Source organism: Bacillus sp. UNCCL81, assembly GCF_900112535.1.
In the GTDB taxonomy this organism is placed as follows: Bacteria; Bacillota; Bacilli; order Bacillales; family Bacillaceae_G; genus Gottfriedia; species Gottfriedia luciferensis_B.
This window is the reverse complement of record NZ_FOMF01000003.1, coordinates 745,985-771,213: the sequence shown is the minus strand read 5'-3', so window position 1 is coordinate 771,213 and position 25,229 is coordinate 745,985. Positions and strand designations below refer to the sequence as shown.

At 31.4% G+C, this 25,229-nt stretch carries 27 protein-coding genes and 1 pseudogene; 7 read left to right on the top strand and 21 right to left on the bottom strand.

The genetic code is table 11. The features are described 5' to 3' along the window. Positions 1–155: 155 nt before the first annotated feature. Together BM319_RS24670 and BM319_RS24665 are read left to right on the top strand one after the other, a co-directional pair. Positions 156–332 (top strand): hypothetical protein, encoded by a 177-nt coding sequence (locus tag BM319_RS24670; protein ID WP_158095066.1) that lies wholly within the window; start codon positions 156–158, stop codon positions 330–332. Between the two features lie 218 nt (positions 333–550). Next, positions 551–688 carry a hypothetical protein gene (locus BM319_RS24665; RefSeq protein ID WP_167555278.1) on the top strand — a complete coding sequence of 46 codons (138 nt, stop codon included), beginning with the start codon at positions 551–553 and terminating at the stop codon, positions 686–688. Positions 689–822: 134 nt separating this feature from the next. On the opposite strand, the gene BM319_RS09500 is transcribed toward BM319_RS24665, so the two are convergent. Next, entirely contained in the window at positions 823–1,074 is a 252-nt protein-coding gene (locus BM319_RS09500; RefSeq protein ID WP_091022272.1) for a hypothetical protein, read from the bottom strand. Positions 1,075–1,823: 749 nt separating this feature from the next. Then, a complete protein-coding gene (locus BM319_RS09490) occupies positions 1,824–3,233 on the bottom strand; it encodes a SpoVR family protein (protein ID WP_069034330.1) in 1,410 nt (469 codons plus the stop codon). Between the two features lie 166 nt (positions 3,234–3,399). Between BM319_RS09490 and BM319_RS09485 the strand changes: the two genes are divergently transcribed. Then, positions 3,400–3,612: a hypothetical protein gene (locus BM319_RS09485; protein ID WP_069034331.1), complete on the top strand. Its 213-nt coding sequence runs from the start codon at positions 3,400–3,402 to the stop codon at positions 3,610–3,612. 546 nt (positions 3,613–4,158) lie between these two features. Here the strand turns inward: BM319_RS09485 and BM319_RS09480 are convergent. From BM319_RS09480 to BM319_RS09460, 5 genes are all read right to left on the bottom strand, one after another. Next, positions 4,159–4,359 carry a cold-shock protein gene (locus BM319_RS09480; protein ID WP_069034332.1) on the bottom strand — a complete coding sequence of 67 codons (201 nt, stop codon included), beginning with the start codon at positions 4,357–4,359 and terminating at the stop codon, positions 4,159–4,161. A gap of 272 nt (positions 4,360–4,631) precedes the next feature. After that, positions 4,632–4,856, bottom strand: a complete 225-nt coding sequence (locus BM319_RS09475) for a hypothetical protein (protein WP_091022268.1) — start codon at positions 4,854–4,856, stop codon at positions 4,632–4,634. Between the two features lie 156 nt (positions 4,857–5,012). After that, entirely contained in the window at positions 5,013–6,170 is a 1,158-nt protein-coding gene (locus BM319_RS09470) for a tetratricopeptide repeat protein (protein ID WP_091022266.1), read from the bottom strand. A gap of 172 nt (positions 6,171–6,342) precedes the next feature. After that, complete coding sequence (locus BM319_RS09465) at positions 6,343–6,681, bottom strand: hypothetical protein (RefSeq protein WP_069034336.1); 339 nt, start codon at positions 6,679–6,681, stop codon at positions 6,343–6,345. A gap of 239 nt (positions 6,682–6,920) precedes the next feature. After that, complete coding sequence (locus BM319_RS09460; protein WP_069034337.1) at positions 6,921–7,286, bottom strand: DUF2750 domain-containing protein; 366 nt, start codon at positions 7,284–7,286, stop codon at positions 6,921–6,923. A 352-nt stretch (positions 7,287–7,638) separates the two neighbouring features. On the opposite strand from BM319_RS09460, the gene BM319_RS09455 reads away from it, so the two are divergent. Continuing rightward, positions 7,639–8,052 carry a hypothetical protein gene (locus BM319_RS09455; protein ID WP_069034338.1) on the top strand — a complete coding sequence of 138 codons (414 nt, stop codon included), beginning with the start codon at positions 7,639–7,641 and terminating at the stop codon, positions 8,050–8,052. Positions 8,053–8,220: 168 nt separating this feature from the next. Here BM319_RS09455 and BM319_RS09450 read toward each other — a convergent pair whose 3' ends face one another. The 7 genes and pseudogenes from BM319_RS09450 to BM319_RS09420 form a co-directional block, all read right to left on the bottom strand. Beyond that, on the bottom strand, positions 8,221–8,523 hold the full coding sequence (locus BM319_RS09450; protein ID WP_091022264.1) for a hypothetical protein: 303 nt from the start codon (positions 8,521–8,523) through the stop codon (positions 8,221–8,223). A gap of 62 nt (positions 8,524–8,585) precedes the next feature. Continuing rightward, positions 8,586–8,780: a hypothetical protein gene (locus BM319_RS09445; protein ID WP_091022262.1), complete on the bottom strand. Its 195-nt coding sequence runs from the start codon at positions 8,778–8,780 to the stop codon at positions 8,586–8,588. 425 nt (positions 8,781–9,205) lie between these two features. Further along, a pseudogene (locus tag BM319_RS09440) lies at positions 9,206–9,685 on the bottom strand (group II intron reverse transcriptase/maturase); the annotation flags it as partial. 839 nt (positions 9,686–10,524) lie between these two features. Continuing rightward, positions 10,525–12,198, bottom strand: a complete 1,674-nt coding sequence (locus BM319_RS09435) for a GMC family oxidoreductase (protein ID WP_286143710.1) — start codon at positions 12,196–12,198, stop codon at positions 10,525–10,527. An 817-nt stretch (positions 12,199–13,015) separates the two neighbouring features. Further along, on the bottom strand, positions 13,016–13,906 hold the full coding sequence (locus BM319_RS09430; protein ID WP_091022255.1) for a Vgb family protein: 891 nt from the start codon (positions 13,904–13,906) through the stop codon (positions 13,016–13,018). Positions 13,907–14,308: 402 nt separating this feature from the next. Then, entirely contained in the window at positions 14,309–14,695 is a 387-nt protein-coding gene (locus BM319_RS09425; protein ID WP_069034344.1) for a hypothetical protein, read from the bottom strand. A 266-nt stretch (positions 14,696–14,961) separates the two neighbouring features. Continuing rightward, the gene (locus BM319_RS09420; RefSeq protein WP_091022253.1) at positions 14,962–15,537 is read right to left on the bottom strand and encodes a VanZ family protein; all 576 of its coding nucleotides are present in this window, start codon (positions 15,535–15,537) and stop codon (positions 14,962–14,964) included. Positions 15,538–15,743: 206 nt separating this feature from the next. On the opposite strand from BM319_RS09420, the gene BM319_RS09415 reads away from it, so the two are divergent. Both BM319_RS09415 and BM319_RS09410 read left to right on the top strand, forming a co-directional pair. Continuing rightward, positions 15,744–16,697 (top strand): IS110 family RNA-guided transposase, encoded by a 954-nt coding sequence (locus tag BM319_RS09415; protein WP_286143709.1) that lies wholly within the window; start codon positions 15,744–15,746, stop codon positions 16,695–16,697. Positions 16,698–17,078: 381 nt separating this feature from the next. Next, entirely contained in the window at positions 17,079–17,279 is a 201-nt protein-coding gene (locus BM319_RS09410; protein ID WP_069034346.1) for a cold-shock protein, read from the top strand. A 422-nt stretch (positions 17,280–17,701) separates the two neighbouring features. Here BM319_RS09410 and BM319_RS09405 read toward each other — a convergent pair whose 3' ends face one another. The 6 genes from BM319_RS09405 to BM319_RS09380 form a co-directional block, all read right to left on the bottom strand. Further along, the gene (locus tag BM319_RS09405; RefSeq protein ID WP_091022251.1) at positions 17,702–18,523 is read right to left on the bottom strand and encodes a metal ABC transporter permease; all 822 of its coding nucleotides are present in this window, start codon (positions 18,521–18,523) and stop codon (positions 17,702–17,704) included. Further along, entirely contained in the window at positions 18,469–19,176 is a 708-nt protein-coding gene (locus tag BM319_RS09400; protein WP_091022248.1) for a metal ABC transporter ATP-binding protein, read from the bottom strand. Before BM319_RS09400 ends, BM319_RS09405 begins: the two co-directional genes overlap by 55 nt. A 68-nt stretch (positions 19,177–19,244) precedes the next feature. Next, entirely contained in the window at positions 19,245–20,201 is a 957-nt protein-coding gene (locus BM319_RS09395) for a metal ABC transporter substrate-binding protein (protein ID WP_069034349.1), read from the bottom strand. Between the two features lie 212 nt (positions 20,202–20,413). Further along, entirely contained in the window at positions 20,414–21,163 is a 750-nt protein-coding gene (locus BM319_RS09390; RefSeq protein ID WP_069034350.1) for a TIGR03943 family putative permease subunit, read from the bottom strand. 9 nt (positions 21,164–21,172) lie between these two features. Continuing rightward, a complete protein-coding gene (locus tag BM319_RS09385) occupies positions 21,173–22,177 on the bottom strand; it encodes a permease (protein WP_069034351.1) in 1,005 nt (334 codons plus the stop codon). Between the two features lie 137 nt (positions 22,178–22,314). After that, positions 22,315–23,493, bottom strand: a complete 1,179-nt coding sequence (locus tag BM319_RS09380) for a GTP-binding protein (RefSeq protein WP_091022246.1) — start codon at positions 23,491–23,493, stop codon at positions 22,315–22,317. 271 nt (positions 23,494–23,764) lie between these two features. Here BM319_RS09380 and BM319_RS09375 point away from each other — a divergent pair, with 271 nt between their 5' ends. Further along, positions 23,765–24,169 (top strand): tyrosine-type recombinase/integrase, encoded by a 405-nt coding sequence (locus tag BM319_RS09375; protein WP_502686141.1) that lies wholly within the window; start codon positions 23,765–23,767, stop codon positions 24,167–24,169. Between the two features lie 252 nt (positions 24,170–24,421). On the opposite strand, the gene BM319_RS09370 is transcribed toward BM319_RS09375, so the two are convergent. Continuing rightward, on the bottom strand, positions 24,422–24,853 hold the full coding sequence (locus tag BM319_RS09370; protein WP_091022244.1) for an Imm44 family immunity protein: 432 nt from the start codon (positions 24,851–24,853) through the stop codon (positions 24,422–24,424). Between the last annotated feature and the right edge of the window lie 376 nt (positions 24,854–25,229).

Genomic DNA, 25,229 nt, shown 5'->3' with positions numbered 1-25,229 from the left:
CTTCATTCCAGTTATTCTAACCATCGTTCGATACTTTTTCTTTTCGAATTAATAACTCATGGCTATTAAAGTGTGCATTTATCCGCTTTATTTGGTATGCTTAACGGATAGTTTTGGACCGGATCCACTAAACTGAATGAAGAAGAGGGTAAAACATGGGAAAATTGAATGCAGTCGAAAAATTGCAAAAAGAATTAATGAAGACGCGCGAAGCGATCGATATCGTCAAGATCATCTTAGCGAAGAAAAACGACCCTCATCTCGAAGAACAGTTGAAAAGATTAATCACCGAACACAACGAAATTGTGACACAAATCAAGAGCATCCAGTAAGGATGCTTTTTTATCTTATCGCCCTCTACTCGTAACTACCCGGACGCTATCCATTAGGTCAACCAGTCCATCCATATTTTATGTCATGACTTTTTCATTTTTGAATGGTAACATTTTTACACATTCAACCAAACTAAAATGATATCTTTCCTTTTTTACACAAACCAGAAATGACCGATCGATTATCGTTCGAATCGAATCGAAAGGATGAAGTCAAAATGAATGATGAATCAACGCAAGTGATTTTAATGGCAATCAAATCATTAGACCAAAGAATGCAGTCAATGGAAAATAAATTGCAAGCGATGGATGAAAAATTCACATATTTCATGGACCGACAACATTCAATTGAATAAATGGAATACAAAAAATCAAGTGGAATTTACCATCAATACGCAAGGCTCTTTAAATTTAATTGATGATTTTTGAACTAAAAAAGGTTGTCTAATTAGACAACCTTTAGAAACTCTTATACAACTAACGCACTGCGTTAGTTGTCAGGAATCCCGAACTCAACTAATTTTTCTTTATGAAATTTGTATTCTTCTTCTTTTAGATGATTGTTATAAACGCTCGGTATCATAATTTTTTTAAAGGACTCTTTTTTATACAAATTTAGAATTTGTTTGTTTAGCTCTGGAAAATGACCCGGATGATATAAAACAACATCTGCATTTTTAAACAAATTCTCTCTTTCAATAAATGTGTTTTTACTTAATAAGTTTGCAAATTGAGCAATCAAAAATAGCACCTCTTCATTTCAATTAATCATTTTTATCAACAATTATTATTCGACAGAAAATACCGGTTACCTTTTTATTCCAATAATCTACCAATTCAAATTAGAAGATACCTTTTTTTCTCATGCTTACTAAAATAATAACTATTCTTGTTACACCAATAATAATTGATAATAATCCTAATACAATCCATAAATAGATATTATTAAAATATAGTCCAATCAGTAAAACTACGCCTATTGTAGATAGAATAAAACTATCTAATTTATTAGGAACATTAACTATTGCGTGCATTATAAGGATTAAAGCATAAATAAAAGTTGAAAACTTTACCCAATAAAACCCAAAGTTTAATGAAAAAGTAAAGAACATAGGACCTAAAATAACAAATATGTTTAAAGTTTTTTCATATTGTTTCTCCGTATTCTATTTTTAAAATTTCTCCAAATCATATTGGTACCGTTTATATTTGTACAATGATTTTAATTTTATCATTAAGCCAAAAAGTATTAATCAATCAAAAGACTCATGAAAATTGCAATTTCTTATTCAACTATTCTGCCATAAAGTTCCATAAAAAAAATCGACTATTCAGCCGATCATGTAATTCAACTAAAGCGTGTTTCATATTATTAAAGCTTATTCATAATTGGAACGCCCTATCACATTGCTAACATGAGTTAGTTAATGTACTATGCTGTAAACAACGTTTAAGAAATAGCTAAAATAAAATAAACGCCTAAACAGGTGTTTACAAATTTTTACGATTTACATTAATTCCGTCATAACTAAATAATACAGTTTTTCCATCCATCCTTGTTTCAATATGAGTCGTTCTTCCCCATAATTGGTATAAATATGGTAAAACTTTCTCTAGATATTTAACATCTAATTCAATCTCTTCAAATGAATGCTTTAAATACAATTCACCTTTTTTTTGATAGTCCCCATCATCTACGGTAATATAAGGATATCCTCCATTCGTACGCATATTTACTAATTGATCACGTACATTCACCCAACTTTTATCATTAATCTTATATTCTTTTCCATGTTTTTTAAACAAGTACAAGTCTTTGTTCATCACAAATTCTTTTGATAAATAGTTTCTAATAAAACTAGTATCTGATTCAAGCTCACGTACTTCAAAAATTTTTTCAGTTCCAGAACCAACTTTCACCCCATTTTTTTTCATTTCTTCAGATGGATTGTTATATCTATCTTCAATATCCTCAAACATTTTTAGTCCGAAATAGTAAGGGTTTATACTTGTTTTCGAGGGCTGTACTACACTTGCATTCAATTTTGCATATTCAATTGATTCACCTGAAGTTAAATCTAACTCTCGCATAATACGTTGATGCCAAAGACTAGCCCATCCCTCATTCATAATTTTTGTTTCGAGCTGTGGCCAAAAATATACCATTTCCTCTCGTAACATTGTTAAAATGTCTCGTTGCCACTCTTCTAATTCACGACTAAAATGTTGAATAAATAGTAAAAGATCCTTTTCAGGTTGTGGTGGGAATTTCTTTTTTCGAGGATTTACAGGAGCAATATTTTCTTTTTTATTATCCAAATTCCATAAATCATCATATGGTCCTACTCGAGGAAGGGGGATAATCACATCATCTTCTAATTGCCACGTTAATCTATTTCTTACAATAGAAGGGTCAATATGTTCTTGGATAGCTATAACTGCATTCAAAAATTCATCTACTAACTTTTTTCCATATTTTTGTTCATATTGTTTAATTCTTTCAGCAGTTGCTGCCATGCTTTCTACCATATCTCGATTTGTATTGCTAAAACGCACATTATTTTTAAAGAAATCACTATGAGCGAGTACATGGGCAACGATCAATTTGTTTTGAATCAGGCTATTGGTATCAAGTAAAAATGCATAACATGGGTTAGAATTAATCACTAATTCATAAATCTTACTTAATCCTAGATCATACTGCAACTTCATCTTATAGAATTTTTTTCCAAAGCTCCAATGTGAATATCTTGTTGGCATTCCGTACGCACCAAACGTGTAAATAATATCGGATGGGCATATTTCATACCTCATTGGAAAATATTCAAGCCCAAATCCTTTTGCAATTTCAGTAATTTCATCTATTGCATACTCTAATTCACGTAAATTATTTGAGTCCATTATTATTCCCCCTACTATGTGTATTGACAATGTATGATAATTTTTGACGTTATATACTATGGAGTTCAAATAAATAAATTCTACATAAAATTTGTAGTTTAAATGAGATTACAGGACAAAACCTCTTTTGTGTCGAATTAATATAATTTAGAAGGGAGATGTGAAAATGAGTAAAGAGAGTCTATTAAAGAACCTTCGACTTGCAACAAGAGGAAATTACTTTCTAATCAACATTAAAAATCCCTTGGGAAATGATAAAAATATGATTGAAAAACTGGCTAAAGAACTAGAACTAGATGGAAAAATCAAGCTAAAAGAGTGCACGCATTTAGAAGATTCAATCTTTTTAAGTGGAATACTTAAGTTTGCATCCAATTAAATTGGATGCTTTTTAATCGTTGAACAAATTGAATTTTAAATAGATCCGATCGATTAAAAAAATAGACTTTCTTCGAGTAATATTTCTTGCACTTTCGGAACGCTTTCCAAATTGAAATCACCCCTTTTATATAATTATACAATTTGCTTGGAGATTTTTCCTTATTCCACTAATCTGCCATTTACTTTAATAAAAAAAGACCACTGAAGTAGTCTACGTTGTTCAACTAAAGCGCCCGTTTACTGAAGATCATTTCTAGTTAAATTAGTATTAAAAAGATTGTTTCTTCTTAAAGAAGCGCACACGTTAACCAACCAAAAAACAGAGCTTCACCACAGGCAATGTAAGAAAATTACGTTCTTACATGGTAGGTTGATTGAAATTAGGAATCCTACAAATTATGTGTTACACTTTGTTTACCATTTGATTTACTGTTTTCTGTTTTCTGTATTCTGTTCCCTACTCATTAGTGAGTGGGGTTTTTGTTTTTTTAGAAAAATAAAAAACAGACTCAAATTAAGAGCCTGTCCATGTTAGTTATTATAATTAAGCCTTGCGAACGTTAGCTGCTTGTGCTCCACGTTGACCTTGCTCAAGGTCAAAAGTCACTTCTTGACCTTCATCTAATGTTTTGAACCCTTCGCCTTGGATAGCTGAGAAATGAACGAATACGTCTTCTCCACCTTCACGTTCGATGAAACCGAAGCCTTTTTCGCCATTAAACCATTTTACTTTACCTTTTTCCATGTTTGTTCACTCCTAGTGTGTTAGTACACACAATGTATTACTATCCTTGCTCTCAGTGATCATCAAGACGAAAAGTTTTACTAATATTATCCTTTACACCGAACAAAAATAATTCACCTTTAGAATAGCATTTTTTGAATTTGTTTGCAAGGTTACTATATATAAGTCGAATTTTCAGCTTCTCATTAAAGTAAACACTCAATTTAATTTTGTGCAAAATTTATAAACACAATAAAGTGTCTTTGGTTGTTCTTGTTCAACTAAAGCATGCGTTAGTTGTATATGAATGACTTAATAGAAACGAATATATTAAGCCCAGATACAAGGAAAAATGCATAATTAAGAGGCTTACGTTTTTCTTGCATACCCATTATCAATAACGTTACTCCTAAGAAGAATAACGTATAAGGCATTACAACAAAACTATCTGTTATTAAAGCATATACTGCTAAAACAAATGTAAGTAGCGCAAAAACATTCTTTAATTTTTTTAACAAACAACTACCTCCTTAATTAATAATTTAAATGATTTTCTAATTAAATTCCTACCATATTACTCCAAATTTGTGTTTCAAATCTTCATCAATTAAACTCCCAATTTGTACAATAAAAAGGGAACTACCAAAGTAACTCCCAGTTGTTCAACTAACGCATTAGTTAGTTGAATAAGAACTATCAATTACTTTCTTTAAATAATCCTGAAAAATTTCTACATTCCAATTATTTCTTTTTGCTGACTTAACTGACTCCTCAGCATACTCGACTGCCTTTTTATGATCAACTTTAACTGCTACTTCTGCTACCCCTTGGTAGATACTAGGGATGTCTTGAAATTGCAGCTGTTTTTCCATGATGTTTAAGGCTTCACTATATCTACCTTGAGAAATATATAGATTTCCGAGGTAGTTGTAAAATAATGACGCATTAATAAAATAATCGCCTTGCTCGTTTAGATAAAGTTGCATTTGTTTCTCTGCTAGCACTTTATCTTTTGCGATAAGTGTTTCAAAACCTCTTATTTTTTCACTATTATCATTAAATTTTGTATGGTATGTCTTTAAATCAAGAGAGGTCAATTCCTTAAAGGCTTTTGAAAAATCCCCTGTTTTTCTCGTTTGAGTGACGAGTTTTCCAACAATTTGTTCATCATGATGATGAATGAGATATTCAACAGCAAACATCATCAATAAATAGGTACTAGGTTTATATCCACCTTTTCCATCGCTTGTTTTTACAGGTTTTATGTTCATTAATGGTTGAGTCTTATAATCTTCTGATAGATTATCAAGTGGGACAGGAGCAAGTTTCTGCGCAAACGAACTAGCCATTCCTTCATGAATCCAATATGGAAATTGTTCTAATTTCAGACCATTTTCATAAACATAATTTGAGAACAAATAATGAGCCATTTCATGTGCAAACGTATTTTTAAGTTCTACTTGATCTAAATCGCTTCTAATATAGAGAACATTTACATTTTCCAAATAACGTCCTCTTTCATCGCTTGCTTTACTTTTATCAATCTTTTTTGGAGATAAATAAATATGTAATTTCTTCTTAGTCAAATCTAAATGTTGATACCATACATTCCCTTGTTCAAGAATACTTGGAATCATCTGATTTAACATGGCAACTGTTTGGTTATCTTTTGAATCATAATGAAACGTATAAAAGTCCCCTTTTTTTACTTCTGTTGAATGAAAATAACCGTTGAAGATCTTTTCAGGATGTTTTTTTATCCAAAACCAACTACCTGCTCCAATTATTATTAAAAGTAGAAAAATACACCCTAAAATTTTCATTAATTTCATTAGTTTGCCCCTTCGATATTAGACTCCTACTTAACTAATTCTATTTAATATTGTTAGAGTCCTTTGTTCAACTAATCTGCCATTTAGTTCCACAAAAAAAATCGGCTAAAGAGCCGATCATATTGTTCAACTAAAGCATTGCGTTAGTTGAATAAGGTAAAATCATAAAGATTTAAAGTTCATTAGGATTTATAATTTTGTTTTCAATTAAAAATTCAGCTTCAGATTCAATCATTTCAATATAGTTTCTCTTCTTAAATGGTTTTACTATTTTAGAAATCCCACGTAAATTCCCTTGAACTTTTGTTATATTATTTTGAACATCAACAATAACTGTTAAATATATTTTCTCTTTATATCTAACTACACCAGTGACTTGTTTGTTCTCTAAATCAATATTTGTATATTCAGGTTCAATTTTTAATTGCGCAAATGTTGTCGTTCCAATATTGTTTTTAGCTCCAACCTTGAATAATAAAAAATCAATGAAATCTCTTAGTTTTTGTCCCAACGTCTTATCTCCAATGTTAAATTTCTACTTCAATAATAGACTAAACTGATGTAATTACAAATTACATTTTTGATATATTGTTAAATACCTTATACAACTAATCTGCCATTTTGTTGAATAAGAAAAAGCGATCCTCTATTGAAGAATCGCATGCGTTAGCCATCCATGAATCAAAGATTCACAACAGTGAATGGCAGTTTAAATCGTACTCCCATGGTAGTTGAACAAGCCTATTATTTCTAAGCTTTCTTTTGTTGTAATTGACTAAATAAATCTGCTGGTTCTATTTCCAAACCAATTAACTGTGCATTCCAATTAACACCTACTAATAAACCATCTTCATTCATTCCGTAAAGCCAGCTATTCATAAATGCTTCTAAAGGTAAAGATGTTGGTTGATAATTCGACCATCCCTCTATTGCACATTGACGTGCATAAGCTTCATCTGACCAAAATGGCATAACAGTTGTATCTTCATATTCATTCGAATCACATACACACCAGCCATCTTCATTCGCCAACCCCCAAACTAATTTACTCTTTGAAACTCTTTCAATAAACTTTTCATATCTTCTTTTTGAATTTATTTTTAAATCAAATGACATTTTCTTCTCCTTTTTAATGCCTAATTCAATAATATAATTAATTATTCTAATTGAACTATACTGCTATTTTTTTGAATAAAAAACAAACTGCTAGCAACTCGTGATTTTCAACTGTTAATAATTAACCGTTCTATTCTAATTGAACAGTCATGACAATTCGCTTTTAAAAAGGTAGTTATGTAAAAATAGTGTAACTGTTTTATAAAACATTCGCATTCTATTACTTTTATGTAAATTTCTATATACTAGAAGACACACAGATTATTATTTTATTTAAATTATTAAGTATTCAGCAAAAGCCACTTTTTATTTATTTGTTTTGATATTATAAAAAAAATAAGGAGGGATTTTGTTGGAGAATTCACAAAAAGTTTTAAAAAACGAGGCATTATGGGCGGTATTCTTAACTCCGCATTTTTTATTTGCTATTTTTATTATTGCTTACTTTATGATCTGGTGTTTTAATCCACAGGATAATATTGTGATTGCAGCCGCAATTAGTTCCTTTTTTTATTTTTTTGTAGATTTCTTTATTTCCTTACAAGAATCAAATGATAAGCAAAATCCAGATCTTGTAAAATTTAAATGGCTTGCATTTGGTGCTGCTTTTCTATGCCTAGGCATAATGCCATTAATTGTACCAGTATCGAAAGTTGAATATGGATTAGCTGAATTTATTTCTTTTATAACATTTACTGGTGCTGCTGTTTTACATGCGCTAAAACAAGCAATTCCTACTTTTAGAGAATTAAATAAGTTACAATAAAATGATAGTTATACTCCATAAATAGGACTTTGTCTACAAACTTAAAAGATGGTTATTCACCATCTTTTTTCTATTTTAGTAGGCTCTGTTAAATTAAAATATTTAGTTGTATAAGAATAGTTGTTAACTAGAGTATTTTTTAAGTCTGTTTTCGTAAAAATTGTTGCTTTATGGTTCCCTAGAACCAAATATAGCCATTAATAACACAGGGATAATGGTCACTCCTATAACGAAGAGAAATACAATTATCATTCCAAAATATTTTAAGAAGCCTTTTTCATTAGACCTTACACCCAAGATACCAAATATTATACTTGTTATCATAGAAGCAATTCCTGAGAAGAAAAATATTCCTATGACGACTTTTTCCCAATATGTTGGGATCTCGGAAATAGAATAACTCACTATAAACAATATAATTCCGACAATACTCAAAGTCGTTGACCACAACCCTTTTTTCAACGAAGTCATTGTCCCCTCCCCTTACATATTAAATTTTCAACCCATCCTCAAGTTGAATTACCGTCTAAGTGTCAATAAAACATTTTGATTATAAAAGGGATTACGATATAAGAAACTAATGGACCAACTAACCCAAAGCCAAGAAAAAGTGCAACAAACTTACCAACAGTCGATAAACCTTTTTTTCGTTCATTGTTTAAACTTTCAAGTTTATCATTTATCGCTTTTAGTTCTTTTAGAATTTCTTTATTTAGCTCTTCAGACATATAATAATCTCCTTTAAAACTTAATTTATAAAATTAGTATAAATTAAATTGGTAAAATTTGTAATTAATATTTTTTCGCAGGCAAATTCTTTATTAAACTAAAACTGGCCTGTTATCAAAATAAAGACCGATAAATTTTTCATGTTATGCAACTAGTCGAGTAGAATGGAGTCTTTTTACCTTGCGGTAAATTGCACTCCACCCCCTCTCAGAACCGTGCTTGCACTATTAATGCACACGGCTCCTCCAGTAATCATTTACAGAATGTAGCTAATTTCTTTTCTTAAATCATAGTTATTCACCTTAACCCTTGGTGAGGGTAGTGGAAATTTGCTCAGGAAAAGTCTGTATTTCTCCCATTTGAAAGATTTCCTTAAACAGCACACGAAGTCATCCGCATACCTTACTAGGTATGCTTGTTCATTTTTTATGTCTACATCTACAACATAGTTTACTGACCTCTTTTCAATATAGAAGTTCAGTATTTTCAAAGCATCGTGGCAACTACGATTTGGGCGAAATCCGAACGAACAGTCCAAGAAGTCAATTTCATAGATAGAGTTTAATATTTTCGTAACACCTTTTTGGACAATCTTATCTTCATGTTCTGGTATTCCTAATGGTCTTTTCTTTTTCGAATTGAGCTTCGGAATATACATTCTCCTAACTGGAACAGGGCGAAAGCTTTTGTTTTTAAGGCTGCTTACTAAATCCTCTATATTTTCTTCGAGATTACCACCGTATTGCTCTTTAGTTGTGCCATTTATCCCAGTTGCTTTCTTATTTGGTAATTCAATATGACATTGAATTAGTGATTGCTTATCTAGTAAATGTGCTAGAGATGTAAATTGCATTTTAGGATCAGATTTTGCTAATTCTGCTATCCTTAGTAGTTTTGTTTCCATTTGTTATACCTACCTCTGTGTGTAGTAAATGTGTCCCTATTAAGGGTGATAAACTGGTAGTAGCCTTTCCTCCATCGGCATTTGGTTTCCTTACTTTTTATCGCTTGTACACCATACTCTTCTAAAAAAAAGAAAAGACCGGTAGGGTCTCCCGAGTTGCCGTATCATATCAATGTATAACGTGCCAAGGTCTATGACTCCAGAGAGGCTTTACCTTTCTCGCCTTACCGAAAGGTAGAGTGTAGCTTTCTGCTATGCATAAAGCACCAGCCCTCTCGATTTACTAACATTATGAAGCTCAATCCCTTCAACCATTTGGCTTTCGGCCCGCTACCTCACTGTCTACGCTTAAAGACTAAAGTTACCTTTAGCCCTCCAAGACTCGCTACGAGCGAATGGCTAGTTCTTACTCGACGGGAATCCCACCCGTTATATGACACGACCTAGGCTCGGCCGCACACGCATGCGTTAGTTGGCTAAAAAAAGAGAGAAACTCACAGAATAAGTTTCTCTAAAAATAGGTGATATTGGTAAAAAATTAAAACAAGAAATGTAATATTATAATATAAAAATTATTATCAATTGTTTTAGTTATACGCCTTTTAATTTGGGAAATTTTGTAAATAAACTACTATTTAGCTTCACAATTCTATTTATGCACGATGAATGATGCTTCTTCATATTGAGAATCAGTATAACCTTTGATGGTCTCATAACGGTTATAGTTCATCTATGTAAAAAAATGTTTATCTTATACGCTAATGAAAAAGGATACCGTAGTCTAAGTTGAATAAAAAAGGGTGCTAAAAACCAGCACCAAATAATTGATAAATTGGAGTTTAATCTTGAATGAATCGTACAGCATTTAAACCGATAATTTGAGAAGGGAGTGAAGTATTCCCATCAGGTAAAATAGGTGCGACCGATAGATCAGCCACCTTTAGGTTCTTTGTTCCAAAAACATTCAATTCGCCATCTACGACACCTTCTCGAACACTCCTTGCCATTTTGCATTGACCTCCAAAGTGGAAAACATTACGATATGAGGCTCTTACGTAACTTTCTAATTTTTTACGCTTTTCTTCGATATTTTTTATCTCAAAGATAATTTCAGGCGGGAATACGACTTTGAATATTCCTTCAGGATCGATTTCACGTGCTTTCTTCATAATGTTGTGGGTCTCAATAAACTGATCAACCATGAAATTCAGGTCATCTGCATCTCCAAGAGGATTAAGGTCTATGGAAGGATATGCCTCAGGATCGCTGTGTGAGACCATAATAGTACCTCTGCTTTTTGGGTTATCGTCAAAAAGTCCAAAACTTATGATATTGCTTTTCTTTTTAGGATCGAAATCCCAATTATTTTCCAATACCTCTGAGGCAGGAAGAAACGATGGTGCTGGTGATCCTATTATTTGAAGGCGACGCCCTCCTTTACCACGATCTGCATTAAATGCGCCTAGTGTAATTGGATTGTCTGGGTCTGCAGCCATGAGTTCTAAAATCCGATCGGTTTTAACTTCAACTCCCAATCCGGTTGTAAATTGGGTTTGAAAGTTATGTCCTACATTTGGACTGTAAATTAAAGTTTCTATACCTGCTCTTTTCAGATCATCCGGGTCCCCAATTCCCGAACGTTGTAATATAACAGAAGATAAATTGCCTGCACAAAGAATTATTCCCTTTTTTGCGAATGCTTTATTTGATTTGCCATTTCTGACAAAGTCAACTCCAACTGCAACTTGAATTTTTCCACCTTGCTTAAATAGAATTTTATTTACTGTTGTTTTTACCAAAATAACTAACTCTCTGCCGCCAACTCCAATTTCATCTGGATGGAACTCATTTCCTTGTGTCACTATTTTACTATTTAAATATCCAGTTGCAGTAGATGAGCGAACAAATTTTCCATTTACTTCCTTATTTAAAAACTGTGATTTAAAGAAAGTACAATCCCTAATACCAGTATTGTAATCCTCGACTATGGGAATATCTAATATTTCTGATGTTGCTTTTGCTAATGTAACGGTAATCCCATCCTTAGGAATAATTTGTTGTCTGATAAAAATAGGGCCCTTTTTACCTCGTTCTTCTGGTTGTTGAGTCTTTCCAGTATAGGTTTCATTTTTTTTGAATAGTGACTTTAAACTGTTATAACTCCATTGAGGTCCAACTAGGCGTGCCCATTCATCATAAAGTTCCTTGCTTCCCCGTACAGCATACATGGCATTATGTTCAGAGCTTCCACCTATTGCTCTACCGCCTGATACTCTAAGTTGTTGGTTCCCAATTGCGGGCTGTACATTTGTAAATATATTAAAGGAATGCCTATTATCAGCAGACAAAACACCGGATACTGCACCTGAAGGACTGCTTAGCTCTGGAACCATATTTGTGCCTGGTTCCAAGACCAATACAGAAGTTATTTTGTCATCTGATAATTTTTTTGCAATTACACCACCTGCTGTACCTGCACCTATTACAATAAAGTCGTAAGTATTATCGTTCAACACTGTATCATTCCTTCCGTTACTGGGTTTGCATGAATGTGGACTATTCATTTTTATGATTTATTATCTAAACTTATGAAAATAAATGGCATTTACTGAAGCAATTACCTTCTTATTGGATATAGATGTATGTAATATCTTCTATACTCGTGCTAATAAATAAAGTAATAGAAAAATCCCAACTTCTTATTAAAAAATTAAGAAACTGGGATTTTTAATATATTAAATTCCTTTAGGTTGAAAATCCAATATTCTTGACACTTCACTATCTTCCCTCGATCTGAAATAGAAGTTGATTGATCATAATCGCCAGTGTTAAGTGTTGTTTAACTATCGCATGCGATAGTTGAACAACACTTAGGGGCTGAATGATCAGCTCCTATTTATTTGACATATTAGTGTTGTAAGGTAGTATCAGCGGTAGATCCTTCTTTATCTTCAACTACATTTAAAAATGTGACTTTCACTCTTTTTGACACAAGTAACGGGTGCTTTATTTGAATAAGAAAGGAAAATTAATTTGTATCAGCTTCAATCAGCCTTATTAATTCATCTAACGAATTCATTACTTCCTGGGACTTCACTTTTATTCACCACCAGTCTTTAACATCCTTGAACTATTCTATGAAGTAAATCAAATCCTTTATCAACAAAACTAACATTTACTACAATAAAAAAAATCGACTTAACAGCCGATCATGTTGTACAACTAAAGCTCGCGTTAGTTCAACAAGAGAATGTTAAATACATAAGAATATCGTTAAACAAATATTTGATATAGCTATAGTACATATTAAATAAGCTAACTACTTTCCTTTTATTTTATTAAAGTTAATTTTCCTATTTTGTTACATTCTAACACGAACCAAACGGCTCCATCCCTGTCGCATACAATTCCGTGGGGTTCAGCATTAGGAGTTTTTATTGTATATTCCACAATGGAATGGTCACTTCTTAACCTTCCTATTTTATTTGCACCCCATTCAGTAAACCATAAATCACATTCTTCTCCAACCGCAATAGCATGTGGACGTGCATTAGGTGTAGGGATGTCATATTCTATTATCTCGCCAGAATAAGAGATTCTTCCTATCTTATTTCCCATTATTTCCACAAACCAAAGTGCATCATCTTTCCCTCTTGTAATGCCTACAGGTCCTGCCGATGGTGTAGGAATTGGGAATTCCATTAATTCTCCAGATTCGGTTATTTTACCAATAGCATTGTTCTGGTTTTCCGTGAACCAAAGAGAATTATCAGAGCCCAATGTAATAAAAGAAGGGTATGAACCTTTGTTAGGCAGTTCGTATTCATGAATCTTCCCATCTCCCGTCAATTTACCTATCCGATTTCCATTCATCTCGGTAAACCAGATATCCCCATTCGGACCTTCTGTAATTCCAAATGGGGCTGAATTTGGATTTGGCAAAGGATATTCTGTAAATACACCACTTGTAGAGAGCATTCCTATTTTGTTGGCTCCATGTTCCGTAAACCAAACATCTCCTTTTGAAGATACTGTTAAACACATCACTTTAGCATCAGGAGTGGGAACAGTATATTCTTGAATTTGTCCTTCTTGATCAACACAGCTAATCTTGTTTGCTTTATGCTGGGTAAACCATATTTTTCCATCATTTGAAACTGCTATCCCATATGGACCTGAATCAGAATTTGGAATATTTATTTCTTGAAGTACAAATTGCATTTTAACCCCTCCATTAAATATTACCTTTAACTAACACATACAATAACATTTTAAAAATTCCATATATTAATAATTCCATTTTCCCGCTCAAAAAAAACTCTTCATTGTTGAAAATAAATCCAAATATTTATATTCAACAATCTATAAGTTATACCTTTTCCTATTCAACATTCCTACCATTTAGTTTAAGTGTAATCTTTCGCAAACTTAGTTGTTTATAATAAAAAATGAACATATTCTGTAAAAAGAATATGTTCATTTTTTATTATAGATTTCATTCCGGTTAATTATGAAAAATCACACTTAATTAACCGGAAAAAATATAAATACGACCAACTAATTTATCGTTCATATTCTTGTTGAACTAACGCTCTCGTTAGTTGAATAAGAAAATTTAAAATTCTATTTACATAAAGTTTTTACTTGTTCATCAAACTCAGTATTACTCTTGTAGAATTCGCCTTTTAATTTTAATAGTTTAAAGTCTCCAATTTCTTTATTTTTATGATAAGCCTTTACTGAGCATCCGTCGTCAAAGAGTAAAAGAACGGCACGGTCTTCTTGATTTTCGTCACGAATAAACTTAATCTTCCTTACATTATTAACCCAATTATTTATACTCTTAAGGTCAGTTAATTCTTTAAAGTTTCCATTTTTACCGTATACGATTTTAGTTATATCTTTATCTGTATAGATTTCCTTGAAAGATATTCCGTCTTCTTTTTTTTGACAGGACATTAAACTTGCTACAATAACTAATAAACAAATGCACAAGAATAATCTTCTCAAAAGATGCTCCTCCTTATTTACCTCTAAACACTATACTACTATTTAATTCAATTTTCCCAACATATAATCCTTTCCATATTGGCTTCAATGAAAAAAGCTGCTTATTAGCAGCTCTTGATCTTTAACTTACGCTCTCTTTAGTTGAAGTACTACCTTTATTAACCTTCATGCTTTTACATAATAATAATAATCTATGTTCTTTATCCAACACATTTTCGTTTAGATGATTCACTAATAAAGAATTTCTTTTAGTTGGTTGAATTTCCTTACATTTTTTGTTCATGATTTAATTGAAATCTTGTAAAAACATTTTTTACTTTTTTGATTTTATATTTATTCTTTATAATTAAATATCCAACAATAGCACCAATTATATTTGCAAGTAAATCATTTATATCTGAACTTCTACCACTTCCCAACATTATACGAATTATCATTTGAATTATTTCAATCACTAAACTTAAAATGAATCCCGTTTTTGCTGTTTGTTTTACAGTAAAATTTTTACGTCCTATAAAAAATAAATACACACCTAATGGAACGAACATAATTATATTTAATACAAATGTAAAAAAGTCTATTGTCAAAACTGGTATAAAATTGATTGTGTTATACCATTTAGTTTGATTGGCATAAATACCAATATTAACATCAATTGGGAAAAATACTAAATGAATAACACAAAAAATGTAGAAAACAAAAGTAAATAATAAAAAGTATTGTGAAATCCCATATTTTTTACGTTTAATATTTGGAGCTACAATTATATATAGAACAGTTAATAGAAATAGTGGTATAAGGATATACCAGGAATTAATTGTGAACATTATTGAATTTTTCATTTTTTTCCCTGCCTTTTTAAGTTATTTTACTTGTGTGTGTACTACGCAGTACATACACTATAAGTGTACTATATATATAGTACACCTATTTGTCAACACCACTATTCCAAAAATACCCATTCTTTTTATCCTCTTTATTTAAATTATCCTGACAACTAATCGAAAAAAACGCTATTTTTAAACGATAGTTATTCACTTAAACTAAACTGCCATTTAGTCACCCATGCGTAAAAGATGCTGAATGGATCGCTCAACTTCTCCGCCATGGATTATTGACAGCTAGCTACGTTCCAGATCGAAATCAACGAGAGTTAAGAGAACTGGTTCGATTTCGTCGAAGTATTATTGAAGAACGCTCTCGACAACTTAATAGAATACAAAAAGTACTCGAAGGTGCAAATATAAAACTAGGCTCTGTTGTTTCAGATAATATGGGTGTTTCATCTAAAGAAATGCTTAACGCCATTGCAGATGGCGAAGAAGATCCTACGAAACTAGCAAGTATGGCTCGTCGCTCATTGAAACGCAAAAAGGATGAACTTGAGCTTGCGTTAAGAGGTTATGTTAATCCTCATCAACGTATGATGCTGAAAACAATATTAACTCACATTGATTTTCTAACTGATCAAATTGAAAAACTCGATTTGGAAGTAACCCAAAGAGTAAGCTCTTATCAAGAAGACATAGAACGACTGGACTCAATACCTGGTAACGCAACACGTATGGCTGAACAGTTACTCGCCGAAATTGGAACTGATGTAGAGAATCAGTTTGGAAGTGCACCTCGATTATGTTCCTGGGCAGTAATAGTTCCTGGACATATTGAAAGTGCTGGTAAAAGAAAATCAACTAAATCCAAAAAAGGCAATAAGTATTTGAAATCAGCCTTAACTGAAGCCGCACATTCAGTTGGTGCATCCAAAAACTACCTTGGTGCTATGTATCGAAGAACAGCAGCACGAAAAGGTAGGAAAAGAGCAGGAATAGTAGTAGCACATGCCATGTTAAGAATCGCCTATTATCTTCTGACTAGAAAAGAAATGTACAGAGACTTAGGAGAAGATTATTTTGACAAACAAAAAGAAGCATCTATGGTCCGTTATTCAGTTCGAAGACTCGAAAAATTAGGGTATTCTGTATCGATCGAAGAAGTCTCATAATCCATCAACCATTAATATATTTTTTACTGTTAGACGCTTTTTAAAAATAAAATAAAGACGTCTTCTTTAGTTATGCACTTTTTCACATGAATACCGTAAGGTTTTTTCATGCTAGTTGAATAAGATCCTCAGCATTTTTATGAATAAAGTTTGCATCGCTAGTTAACATAAAAACAATTATCGGTATCAAAAATAGGATCTAAGTTACTAGATCCTTTTCTCTTCCAATTTCTGTTAGAAACATTAAAAAAACTGAAATTTGCAGCTCAAAGTTCTTCATCTTATACGAGTTTAAGTTGTTTGAACATTTAATTATCTATAAATATATTGTTATTATGATATAATTACAAAGTGGGTAACCCACACAAGGAGGCAACAAACATGGAACATGGTAAAGTAAAGTGGTTTAATGCAGATAAAGGTTTTGGATTCATCGAGCGTGAAAATGGAGATGATGTATTCGTCCATTTCTCAGCTATTCAAACTGATGGTTTCAAATCATTAGATGAAGGCCAAGCAGTTACATTTAATATAGAGCCAGGTCAACGTGGACCTCAAGCGACTAACGTTCAAAAAGCATAATAAATATAAAGAATGACAGCTCTTTTAAAAGGTCTGTCTTTTTTATGCCCTAATTAAAAAAATGCATATAAAAAAACCTTATTCATATCGAATAAGGGTGTTCACAACAGGTTTATCAAGTAAAGAAAATGGTTTAAGCTATTAAAGCTCATATAAAATGAATGTACAAATTTATAATGTGAAAAAAGAAGGATAGAAAAGCAGAAAGATGATATCTGCTATTTCTATCCTATTTTACCATTTGGTTATTCCACTAACCTGTCAGTTTGTTTAATAAAAAAACGAGTCACTTTTGTGATCATGATATTCAACTAACGCATGCCATAGTTGAATAAGAGAGTATATTTTCTTTTTATTTTCTATAAAACAATAAACAGAGCATCCTTTAAAGATTCTCTGTTTCAATTAATATTTATAAATAACTATCTTGCTCTTCTAATTTGAACAACCATATTTTGAATAATAAAACCTACAATTAGTATGATTACTAATACCAAAGTGATTGTAGCACCAGGTGGAGTTCCCAAGGTGTAAGAAGAAGCTAAACCTACAAACATACTACAAATTGCGGTTAATACCGCCAATAATAGAACCCATTTAAATCCTTTCGCAATTCTAATCGCGAATGCAGCAGGAAGAACTAGTAATGCGGAAACTAGTAATACTCCAATTGTAGGTATAATTGCTGAATTGACAACACCTGTTAATACACTAAATGATAAAGATAATAATTTTGTATTCACACCACTTGTATAAGCCGTATCTTCATCAAAAGTCATTAAAAATAATGGTCTTTTTAGCAAAAAGAAATAGAATAATACTCCTATTGTCACGCCAATCATCAAATAGACTTGTTGCTGAGTAACCGTGACAATTGATCCAAATAAGTATTGTTCTACATTCGTTGTCATCCCTCCTGCACTTATACTCATTAAAAAGAGAGCAAGAGACAACCCTGCTGCCATAAGTATTGCAATCGATACCTCTGAGTAAGAAAGATAAGCTCTTCTCATATATTCTATTGCAATTGCTCCTATGATCACTACTAATATACTAGATAAAGTTAAATCAGCATGAATAAAAAAACCAATTGCTACACCAGCAAGTGAAATATGAGATAGTGTATCTGCCATTAAAGCTTGTCTTCTTAATACTAAAAATACACCTAATATTGGTGCAATTACCGCGATTAATCCACCAACCCAAAATGCCCGTTGCATGAATTCAAGGTTAAGCATCTCCATACGCCATGTTCTCCTTTCTCTAGATGTATTATTTTATCAAGATATTGTTCAACTTCCTCTTTTTCATGAGTCACCATTACGACTGTTCGATTGTGTCTTTTAACTAAATGATTTAAAAATTGATAAAAGCTTACTCTACTTTCTTTGTCCATACCAGTCGAAGGTTCATCTAGTACTAATAAATTTGGTTCAGAAGCTAATGCACGTGCAATACAGATTTTTTGCTTTTGTCCTCCTGATAATGATCCTATCTTATGATAACGAAAATGCCACATACCGACCATTTCTAATGCATTTTCGATTATTTCAATATCTGTTTTATCCATTTTTTCGAACCATTTTTTTTGATTAAATCTACCTGATTTCACCAGTTCAATTACAGTACTTGGAAACCCAATATTAAATGACGCGATTTGTTGTGGCACATACCCAATGTTTATCTTTTCATTATTTGCATCTTTATTATTAATTTGAATTTCACCACTCCAAGGTTTTAATAAACCGAGCATTAATTTTAAAAGTGTCGATTTAGAAGCACCATTTTGACCTGTAATCCCAACAAATTCACCTTGGTTTATTTCAAAACTTACATTATCTATTACGGATGTATGATGGTAACCAAATTTAACATTATTAAATTGAACTAAACTCATCTTTTTGTTTCCTTTCTTAATTAAATAAAAGCGTGACGCATAGAAGGAACACGCTTTTACTTGAATCACTATTTATTTTCTAATACCTTTTTTAGTATTTTTAGATTATTTTCCATAACGCTTATATAATCAATTCCTTGTTTCTGTTCTTCTTCGCTTAAACCTTCAAGTGTATTTAAGACTGCCGTTTTTGCTCCAATTTCATTTGCTAGAGTTTTCGCTACTTTTGGAGAAGCAACTTCCTCGAAGAAGATTGTATTAATATCATGATTTTTTGCAAATTGTTTAAGTTCAGCCATTCTTGATGGACTTGGTTCATTCGATGGAGATAAACCAGCAATTGGAACTTGAACTAAGCCATATTGCTTTGTTAAGTATCCAAAAGCTGCATGTTGCGTAATAATTTCTTTATTTTTCATATTCATTAATGTTGTTCGATATTGATGATCAAGTACTTGTAACTTCTTAACATAGTCATCGCTATTTTTCTTATATTCCTCTGTATGTGCTGGATCAATGTTAATAAGAGCTTTTGTTATATTTTGAACTTCCTTCTGAGCTAATACCGGACTTAACCATACATGTGGATCCATTTGTTCTGTATTATTGTTTGTACTTTGTTCATCTTCATTTTCTTGTCCTTCTATCAGAGATATTCCACTACTTGCTTCAATAAATGAAGACCTTTTGTTGCTTAAACTTTTTTCAATGTTTGGAACCCAAGTTTCCATATATGGACTATTATAGATAAATAAATCAGCATTCTGAATTTCTCCAACATCTTTTGGTGTTGGTTCCCATTCGTGTGGTTCAATTGATGATGGAATTAATAGTTTAATATCAGCATTATCTTTTGCAACATTTTTGGTAAATTCATAAACAGGATAAAAAGTAGTTACTATTTTTATTTTTTTAGATTTATTTTCAGATTTATTAGAGGTAGAAATGGATTTAGATGAACAGCCCGCTAATAAAAAGAGAGATATACTAATTGTTAATAATGGTTTTAAGTTTATATTTTTCATATCACTAAACAGTAAAAAACTATATTTTACTATTTGTGCACCGCCCTTCTAGCTAATTTTTTAACTTATTTCATGTTATTAAACGTAATAATTACGATTTACTTAGTAAAAATAGATACTCACCTAAAACTAAGCAAGTATAGTACGCTTAATATTAAAACGAAACAATTACGTTTTCAATGTTTTTCTGATTAAAAATAAGTTAAACTTTCCTAATCAAAATAAACATATGGATCTTTTAGTGGTTTTATTTCTGCTATTTTATCCAACTGAATAACAGGTTGATAATATTTTCCGACCTTCACTTTGTGAATTGTACCAGTTACGTTTACCCACTGATCATTTTTAAATCCTGAAACCTCTTTTCCCTCAACCATCAACCCAAACACTTGAGCATCAGCTACGCAACAGGTAATAACGAAACGCGATACATAAATCTGATTATTTCTTGTTTCCTTATCACGATATACAAAACCATTAAAAGATATTTTTTTACCTACATATTTTTCTACACTATCCTGTACATCTGAAATAATATGTCCATACATCGAATCATCAACTTTTATAAATTTTGAATCATCATTTTTTAAAATTATTTTTTTAGCTTGTTTTTTTACTATATTTTCGCTATTAGAAATACTTCTTTTTGAAGCAATACTTGCTCCAAGTACGTTTGTTGAAAATAAACTACTTGTTATAACTGGAATACTTATTAAAATTACTAAACTTAAAGTCCTATTTTTTTGATTCGAACAACAATTACATGACGTATGATGTTCTTTTAGCAATTCAAAGAAGTGAATTAATCCAATAATTATACAAGCAATTAGTGTAATGATCGTGAATTTCACCATCTTTGGTGCAATGAAATATTGAATATCTCCTGAAACTAAAAGCTTCAAAAGCATTAAAACAATTCCGAAGAAAAATACTGAGCGTAATCGATTTTGAAAAGAAGACATTTATTCACCTCACCAGTATAAATTCCAAATCGACGTCACTATAAATACGACACTTGCAGTTAAGAAAATATAAAAAAATACAAATCTCTTCTTGAAATATGCAAACATCATAAATGTATTTTTCAAATCAATCATAGCTCCAAATATTAAGAAAGCTAAAATAGATTTCACATGAAATGTGCTTGAAAAAGATGCAGCAATAAATGCATCCGACCCTGAACATAAAGATAAGAAATATCCTAATCCCATCATTACAAAGCTTGAGAGATTCGAATGATCTGCAAGATGTATTAACAAACTACGATCAAGAAATGTTTGAAATACACTTGTGACTAATCCTCCAATGATTAAAAATTTGCAAGTTGAGAAAAATTCACTACTAATGTGAGAAATTACTTCACTTATTCGACTTGTTTTTGAATGAATATGGTGAACATGATTATGGTTCTCTTTCTTTTCTAAAGTTTCTAATAGTACATTTTTATTTCGATAAAATAATAAAGTGAAAAAACCGATGAGTAGAACGACTATAAATGCTAAGCCTAGCCTTAAAAATGCCATTTGAGAATTCGATTGAAATGCATAGTAGGTTGAAGTAAATACAATTGGATTTATGATTGGTACACTACTAAGAAAAACAATCCCAATGTACGCTGGCATTCCTTTTTTTATCAAAGATCTGACAATTGGTACAATACCACATTCACATACTGGCATGATCATTCCAATGAAAGCAACTGGAATAAATGCCAAAAATGCATTTTTAGGAAGAATTTTACTAATCGTCTCTGGTTTTACAAATACATGAATAATTGAAGAAACAATGATTCCAATTAATACAAATGGAAGAGCTTCTAAAAACAAACTTATAAATATTGTGTTCATATTTAATAGTTCTTTAGGTACTTTATGAAATAAAGACGATAAATTGGTAAAATCAATAAATACATAACAAAATAAATAACTAAATAGAACAAATAAAATTAATACTTCTTGTCCAACTTTCCGTACCATACATCACCTCAAATAATTTTTTATAGTGAACTATATTCTATACGAAACCGACATATGCTCGTCAACCATTAAAAATCAATAAGTTTTATCTAAAGAAAACTTATTTTTATAAATCAAATTTTAGGTTCATATGATGTTTAAGCTTGGACAAATGCAGGAATTGGATCATTAAATTCATTCCAATTTGTTTTCATTTCTAATTCTGTTAACAGACATATATCAAGTGACTTCTCAATCTCTAATTGATTCATATCAATTCCAATTAGAACTAGTTCAGTCATTCGATCACCAAAATTATCATCCCATTTATTGTCTAATAATGGATCTTCTCTACGCATTTCGTCTTGTTCTGCTTTTGGTAATGTTGCAATCCATTCACCAGCTCCTTGAATTGTTATCGTAGAACCAGCTTGTGAAAGCATTCCTACCATATCATTTCTTGTTGCTACCCAAAAGAAGCCCTTCGCACGAACAACGTCAACTGACCAATTCTCTAGCCAAGAAAATAAACGTTCTGGATGAAAAGGTTTTTTTCGACGGTAAACAAATGAACTTATTCCAAATTCCTCTGATTCTGGTTTGTGTTCTTCATTTAATTCTTTAATCCAGCCTGCTGCTTGGCTATCTTTATCAAAGTCAAATAGATGAGTATTTAATACAGATTTCAAATCGACATTCGAAAATGTAGCAGGAATAATTTTTGCCTGTGCATTAATTTTCTTAAGAAAGGCAGTTAATTCTTTTACATCATGTTCTTCTAATAGGTCAATTTTATTTAAAATAATAACATCTGCAAATTCAACTTGTTCAAGAAGTAAATCTGCAATTTCACGAATATCTGTTTCATCAGTTCCTTGTTTACGATCCAATAATGTTTCCCCTGAAGAATAGTCCTCCCAAAAACGATTTGCATCTACAACTGTCACCATTGTATCTAAACGAGTTTTTTTAGTTAAATCAATCCCTAGCTCGTCATCCACATAAGTGAACGTTTGTGCAACTGGTATTGGTTCACTGATACCCGAAGACTCAATTACTATGTAATCAATTCCTCCAATATCTACTAATCTTTCAACTTCTTTCATCAAGTCATCCCTTAAGGTACAACAAATGCATCCATTTTGCATTTCCACTAACTTTTCTTCTGTACGTGAAAATCCACCATTTTTTACAAGTTTGGCATCTACATTTATTTCACTCATGTCATTTACAATTACAGCAACTTTTAACCCTTCTCGATTGGTCAAAATATGATTTAATAATGTAGTTTTTCCTGATCCTAAAAATCCGCTTAAAACAGTAATTGGCACCTTCATTAAAATTCCTCCTAAATTATGTAAAATAAATCGTAATTATTACGAATTGCATTAACCAACAATCATTATAAACCGTATTTATTTCGTTTTGCAAGCAAAAAAAAGACTACTTCTGTGAATCATGATCTTCTACTAATTCATGTTAGTTCAGCAATTATAAAAAAAGAGAAAAACTCAAAATAAAACCAGCAATGTGGCACTCACAAGGGCTTTTAATTAAGATTTTCGTCAATAATAATTTTAAGAAAGAATTATTGGAGGGAAATTCCTAATGTTATTATCCACTGCTTGGCAAAGTTACTATAATGATAAATTAATTGAAGGATACTCACTAATCACATTACAAGCTTATCAGATACAATCGAATCTATTAATTCAACATTTTGGTGATATTACAATTGACCAAATTACTACTGATGGCTTGAAACAGTATCTAGCAAAGGTTGGTGAAACATTAAAACCTGCAAGTCTTGCACATCGTGTCCGTTTTATTAAATCTTTGTTCCGTTGGGCGCATGAAGAAGGTAACATTGAAAGAAATCCTTCCTCAAAATTAAAAGAACCGAAGGCAGGTATAAGAATCCCTAAATTTTTAACTGAAAAAGAAAACTTCTCTTTCCTTATCGCCTTTCCCACGTACAACAACGGAGTTATTAGACCAATAAATATCTTTTAAAGTTTATTAGGTCATGAAAAGAGTGAAACAACTCGTATCTATGCACAACTTAGTGGGAAACAACGACAAGAGCATTATAGTAAATACTTTTAAAAATAGGACCAAAAATGATCCTTTTGTTTATAAAAAATTATTATTCAATTATTAATTCACGACCCTATTTGTGAAATCCTTCACTTAAACTATCCTGCCATTTAGTACAACAAAAAAATCGACTATAAAGTCAATCAAGTTGTTCAACTATTACATGCGTTAGTTGCATAAGAATTCTTTCTCAACTTCACTAAAGTCTTCCCATAATTGTGTTTCTTGCACTCCATATTTTTCTTTTTTTAATCGTTTTACCATTGCTTCTAAAGCACCTTTAAGATTAACAATTATATACTCTCTTATTTCAAAATCTGTTTTACTTCTCCATCTTGCTTGAGGCATAACAACATCAATAGTAATGTATCTAAATTTTTTACTTAAGCGTAACCTTTCAGATCCTTCGAAATTAAAATCGGAAAACTCACCATCAACTCGAAGTATTGGTGCAATTTCGTCAATTTCATTACAATAAACTTTATTACAATGCTGAAATAATAATTTTCTCAATAGTATAAGATTGGGAGACACAGCATCAGCTGCATATGCATCTCCCATTTCAGACCCAAATGTAAAATATTTATTTTGCTCTTCCATTTTTCCTCCTAGTTATAATCACTCTATATAACTAAAGCATTAGTTAGTTGAACAACAACTCCTTATAAATTTGTTCTTTTAGATATTTGTATAACATTGAAAACTACAACAAATATAGAAATAATTAATAAGAATATGAGCAACAAAAAGTAAAAATCGTATTCATGTTCTGACCATTTTGTTACTACCACTAAAGTAAACAGTATAACAGTTACTATTCTTTTCCATTCGATTGCAAATATAGTCTTTAATTTATTCATGGTTGATTCACCTTTTTTCCTTTCAACAAGTAATACTCATATTGTCATAATAGCTAACCAAATAAAAAATAAGCCAAATAATACAGTAAACACTTTTACAACATGCCATGGTAAGA

Coding starts and splice junctions, on each gene's coding strand:
- BM319_RS09390 (WP_069034350.1), bottom strand. CDS start 21,163: ATGTCTTCTTTTCAAAATCGATTACGCTCAGTATTTTTCTTCGGAATT.
- BM319_RS09410 (WP_069034346.1), top strand. CDS start 17,079: ATGGAACATGGTAAAGTAAAGTGGTTTAATGCAGATAAAGGTTTTGGA.
- BM319_RS09485 (WP_069034331.1), top strand. CDS start 3,400: ATGAGTAAAGAGAGTCTATTAAAGAACCTTCGACTTGCAACAAGAGGA.
- BM319_RS09400 (WP_091022248.1), bottom strand. CDS start 19,176: ATGAGTTTAGTTCAATTTAATAATGTTAAATTTGGTTACCATCATACA.
- BM319_RS09490 (WP_069034330.1), bottom strand. CDS start 3,233: ATGGACTCAAATAATTTACGTGAATTAGAGTATGCAATAGATGAAATT.
- BM319_RS09420 (WP_091022253.1), bottom strand. CDS start 15,537: ATGAAAAATTCAATAATGTTCACAATTAATTCCTGGTATATCCTTATA.
- BM319_RS09445 (WP_091022262.1), bottom strand. CDS start 8,780: ATGTCTGAAGAGCTAAATAAAGAAATTCTAAAAGAACTAAAAGCGATA.
- BM319_RS09470 (WP_091022266.1), bottom strand. CDS start 6,170: ATGAAATTAATGAAAATTTTAGGGTGTATTTTTCTACTTTTAATAATA.
- BM319_RS09380 (WP_091022246.1), bottom strand. CDS start 23,493: ATGAAGGTGCCAATTACTGTTTTAAGCGGATTTTTAGGATCAGGAAAA.
- BM319_RS09405 (WP_091022251.1), bottom strand. CDS start 18,523: ATGGAGATGCTTAACCTTGAATTCATGCAACGGGCATTTTGGGTTGGT.
- BM319_RS09430 (WP_091022255.1), bottom strand. CDS start 13,906: ATGCAATTTGTACTTCAAGAAATAAATATTCCAAATTCTGATTCAGGT.
- BM319_RS09450 (WP_091022264.1), bottom strand. CDS start 8,523: ATGACTTCGTTGAAAAAAGGGTTGTGGTCAACGACTTTGAGTATTGTC.
- BM319_RS09480 (WP_069034332.1), bottom strand. CDS start 4,359: ATGGAAAAAGGTAAAGTAAAATGGTTTAATGGCGAAAAAGGCTTCGGT.
- BM319_RS24670 (WP_158095066.1), top strand. CDS start 156: ATGGGAAAATTGAATGCAGTCGAAAAATTGCAAAAAGAATTAATGAAG.
- BM319_RS09385 (WP_069034351.1), bottom strand. CDS start 22,177: ATGGTACGGAAAGTTGGACAAGAAGTATTAATTTTATTTGTTCTATTT.
- BM319_RS09460 (WP_069034337.1), bottom strand. CDS start 7,286: ATGTCATTTGATTTAAAAATAAATTCAAAAAGAAGATATGAAAAGTTT.
- BM319_RS24665 (WP_167555278.1), top strand. CDS start 551: ATGAATGATGAATCAACGCAAGTGATTTTAATGGCAATCAAATCATTA.
- BM319_RS09375 (WP_502686141.1), top strand. CDS start 23,765: ATGTTATTATCCACTGCTTGGCAAAGTTACTATAATGATAAATTAATT.
- BM319_RS09395 (WP_069034349.1), bottom strand. CDS start 20,201: ATGAAAAATATAAACTTAAAACCATTATTAACAATTAGTATATCTCTC.
- BM319_RS09370 (WP_091022244.1), bottom strand. CDS start 24,853: ATGGAAGAGCAAAATAAATATTTTACATTTGGGTCTGAAATGGGAGAT.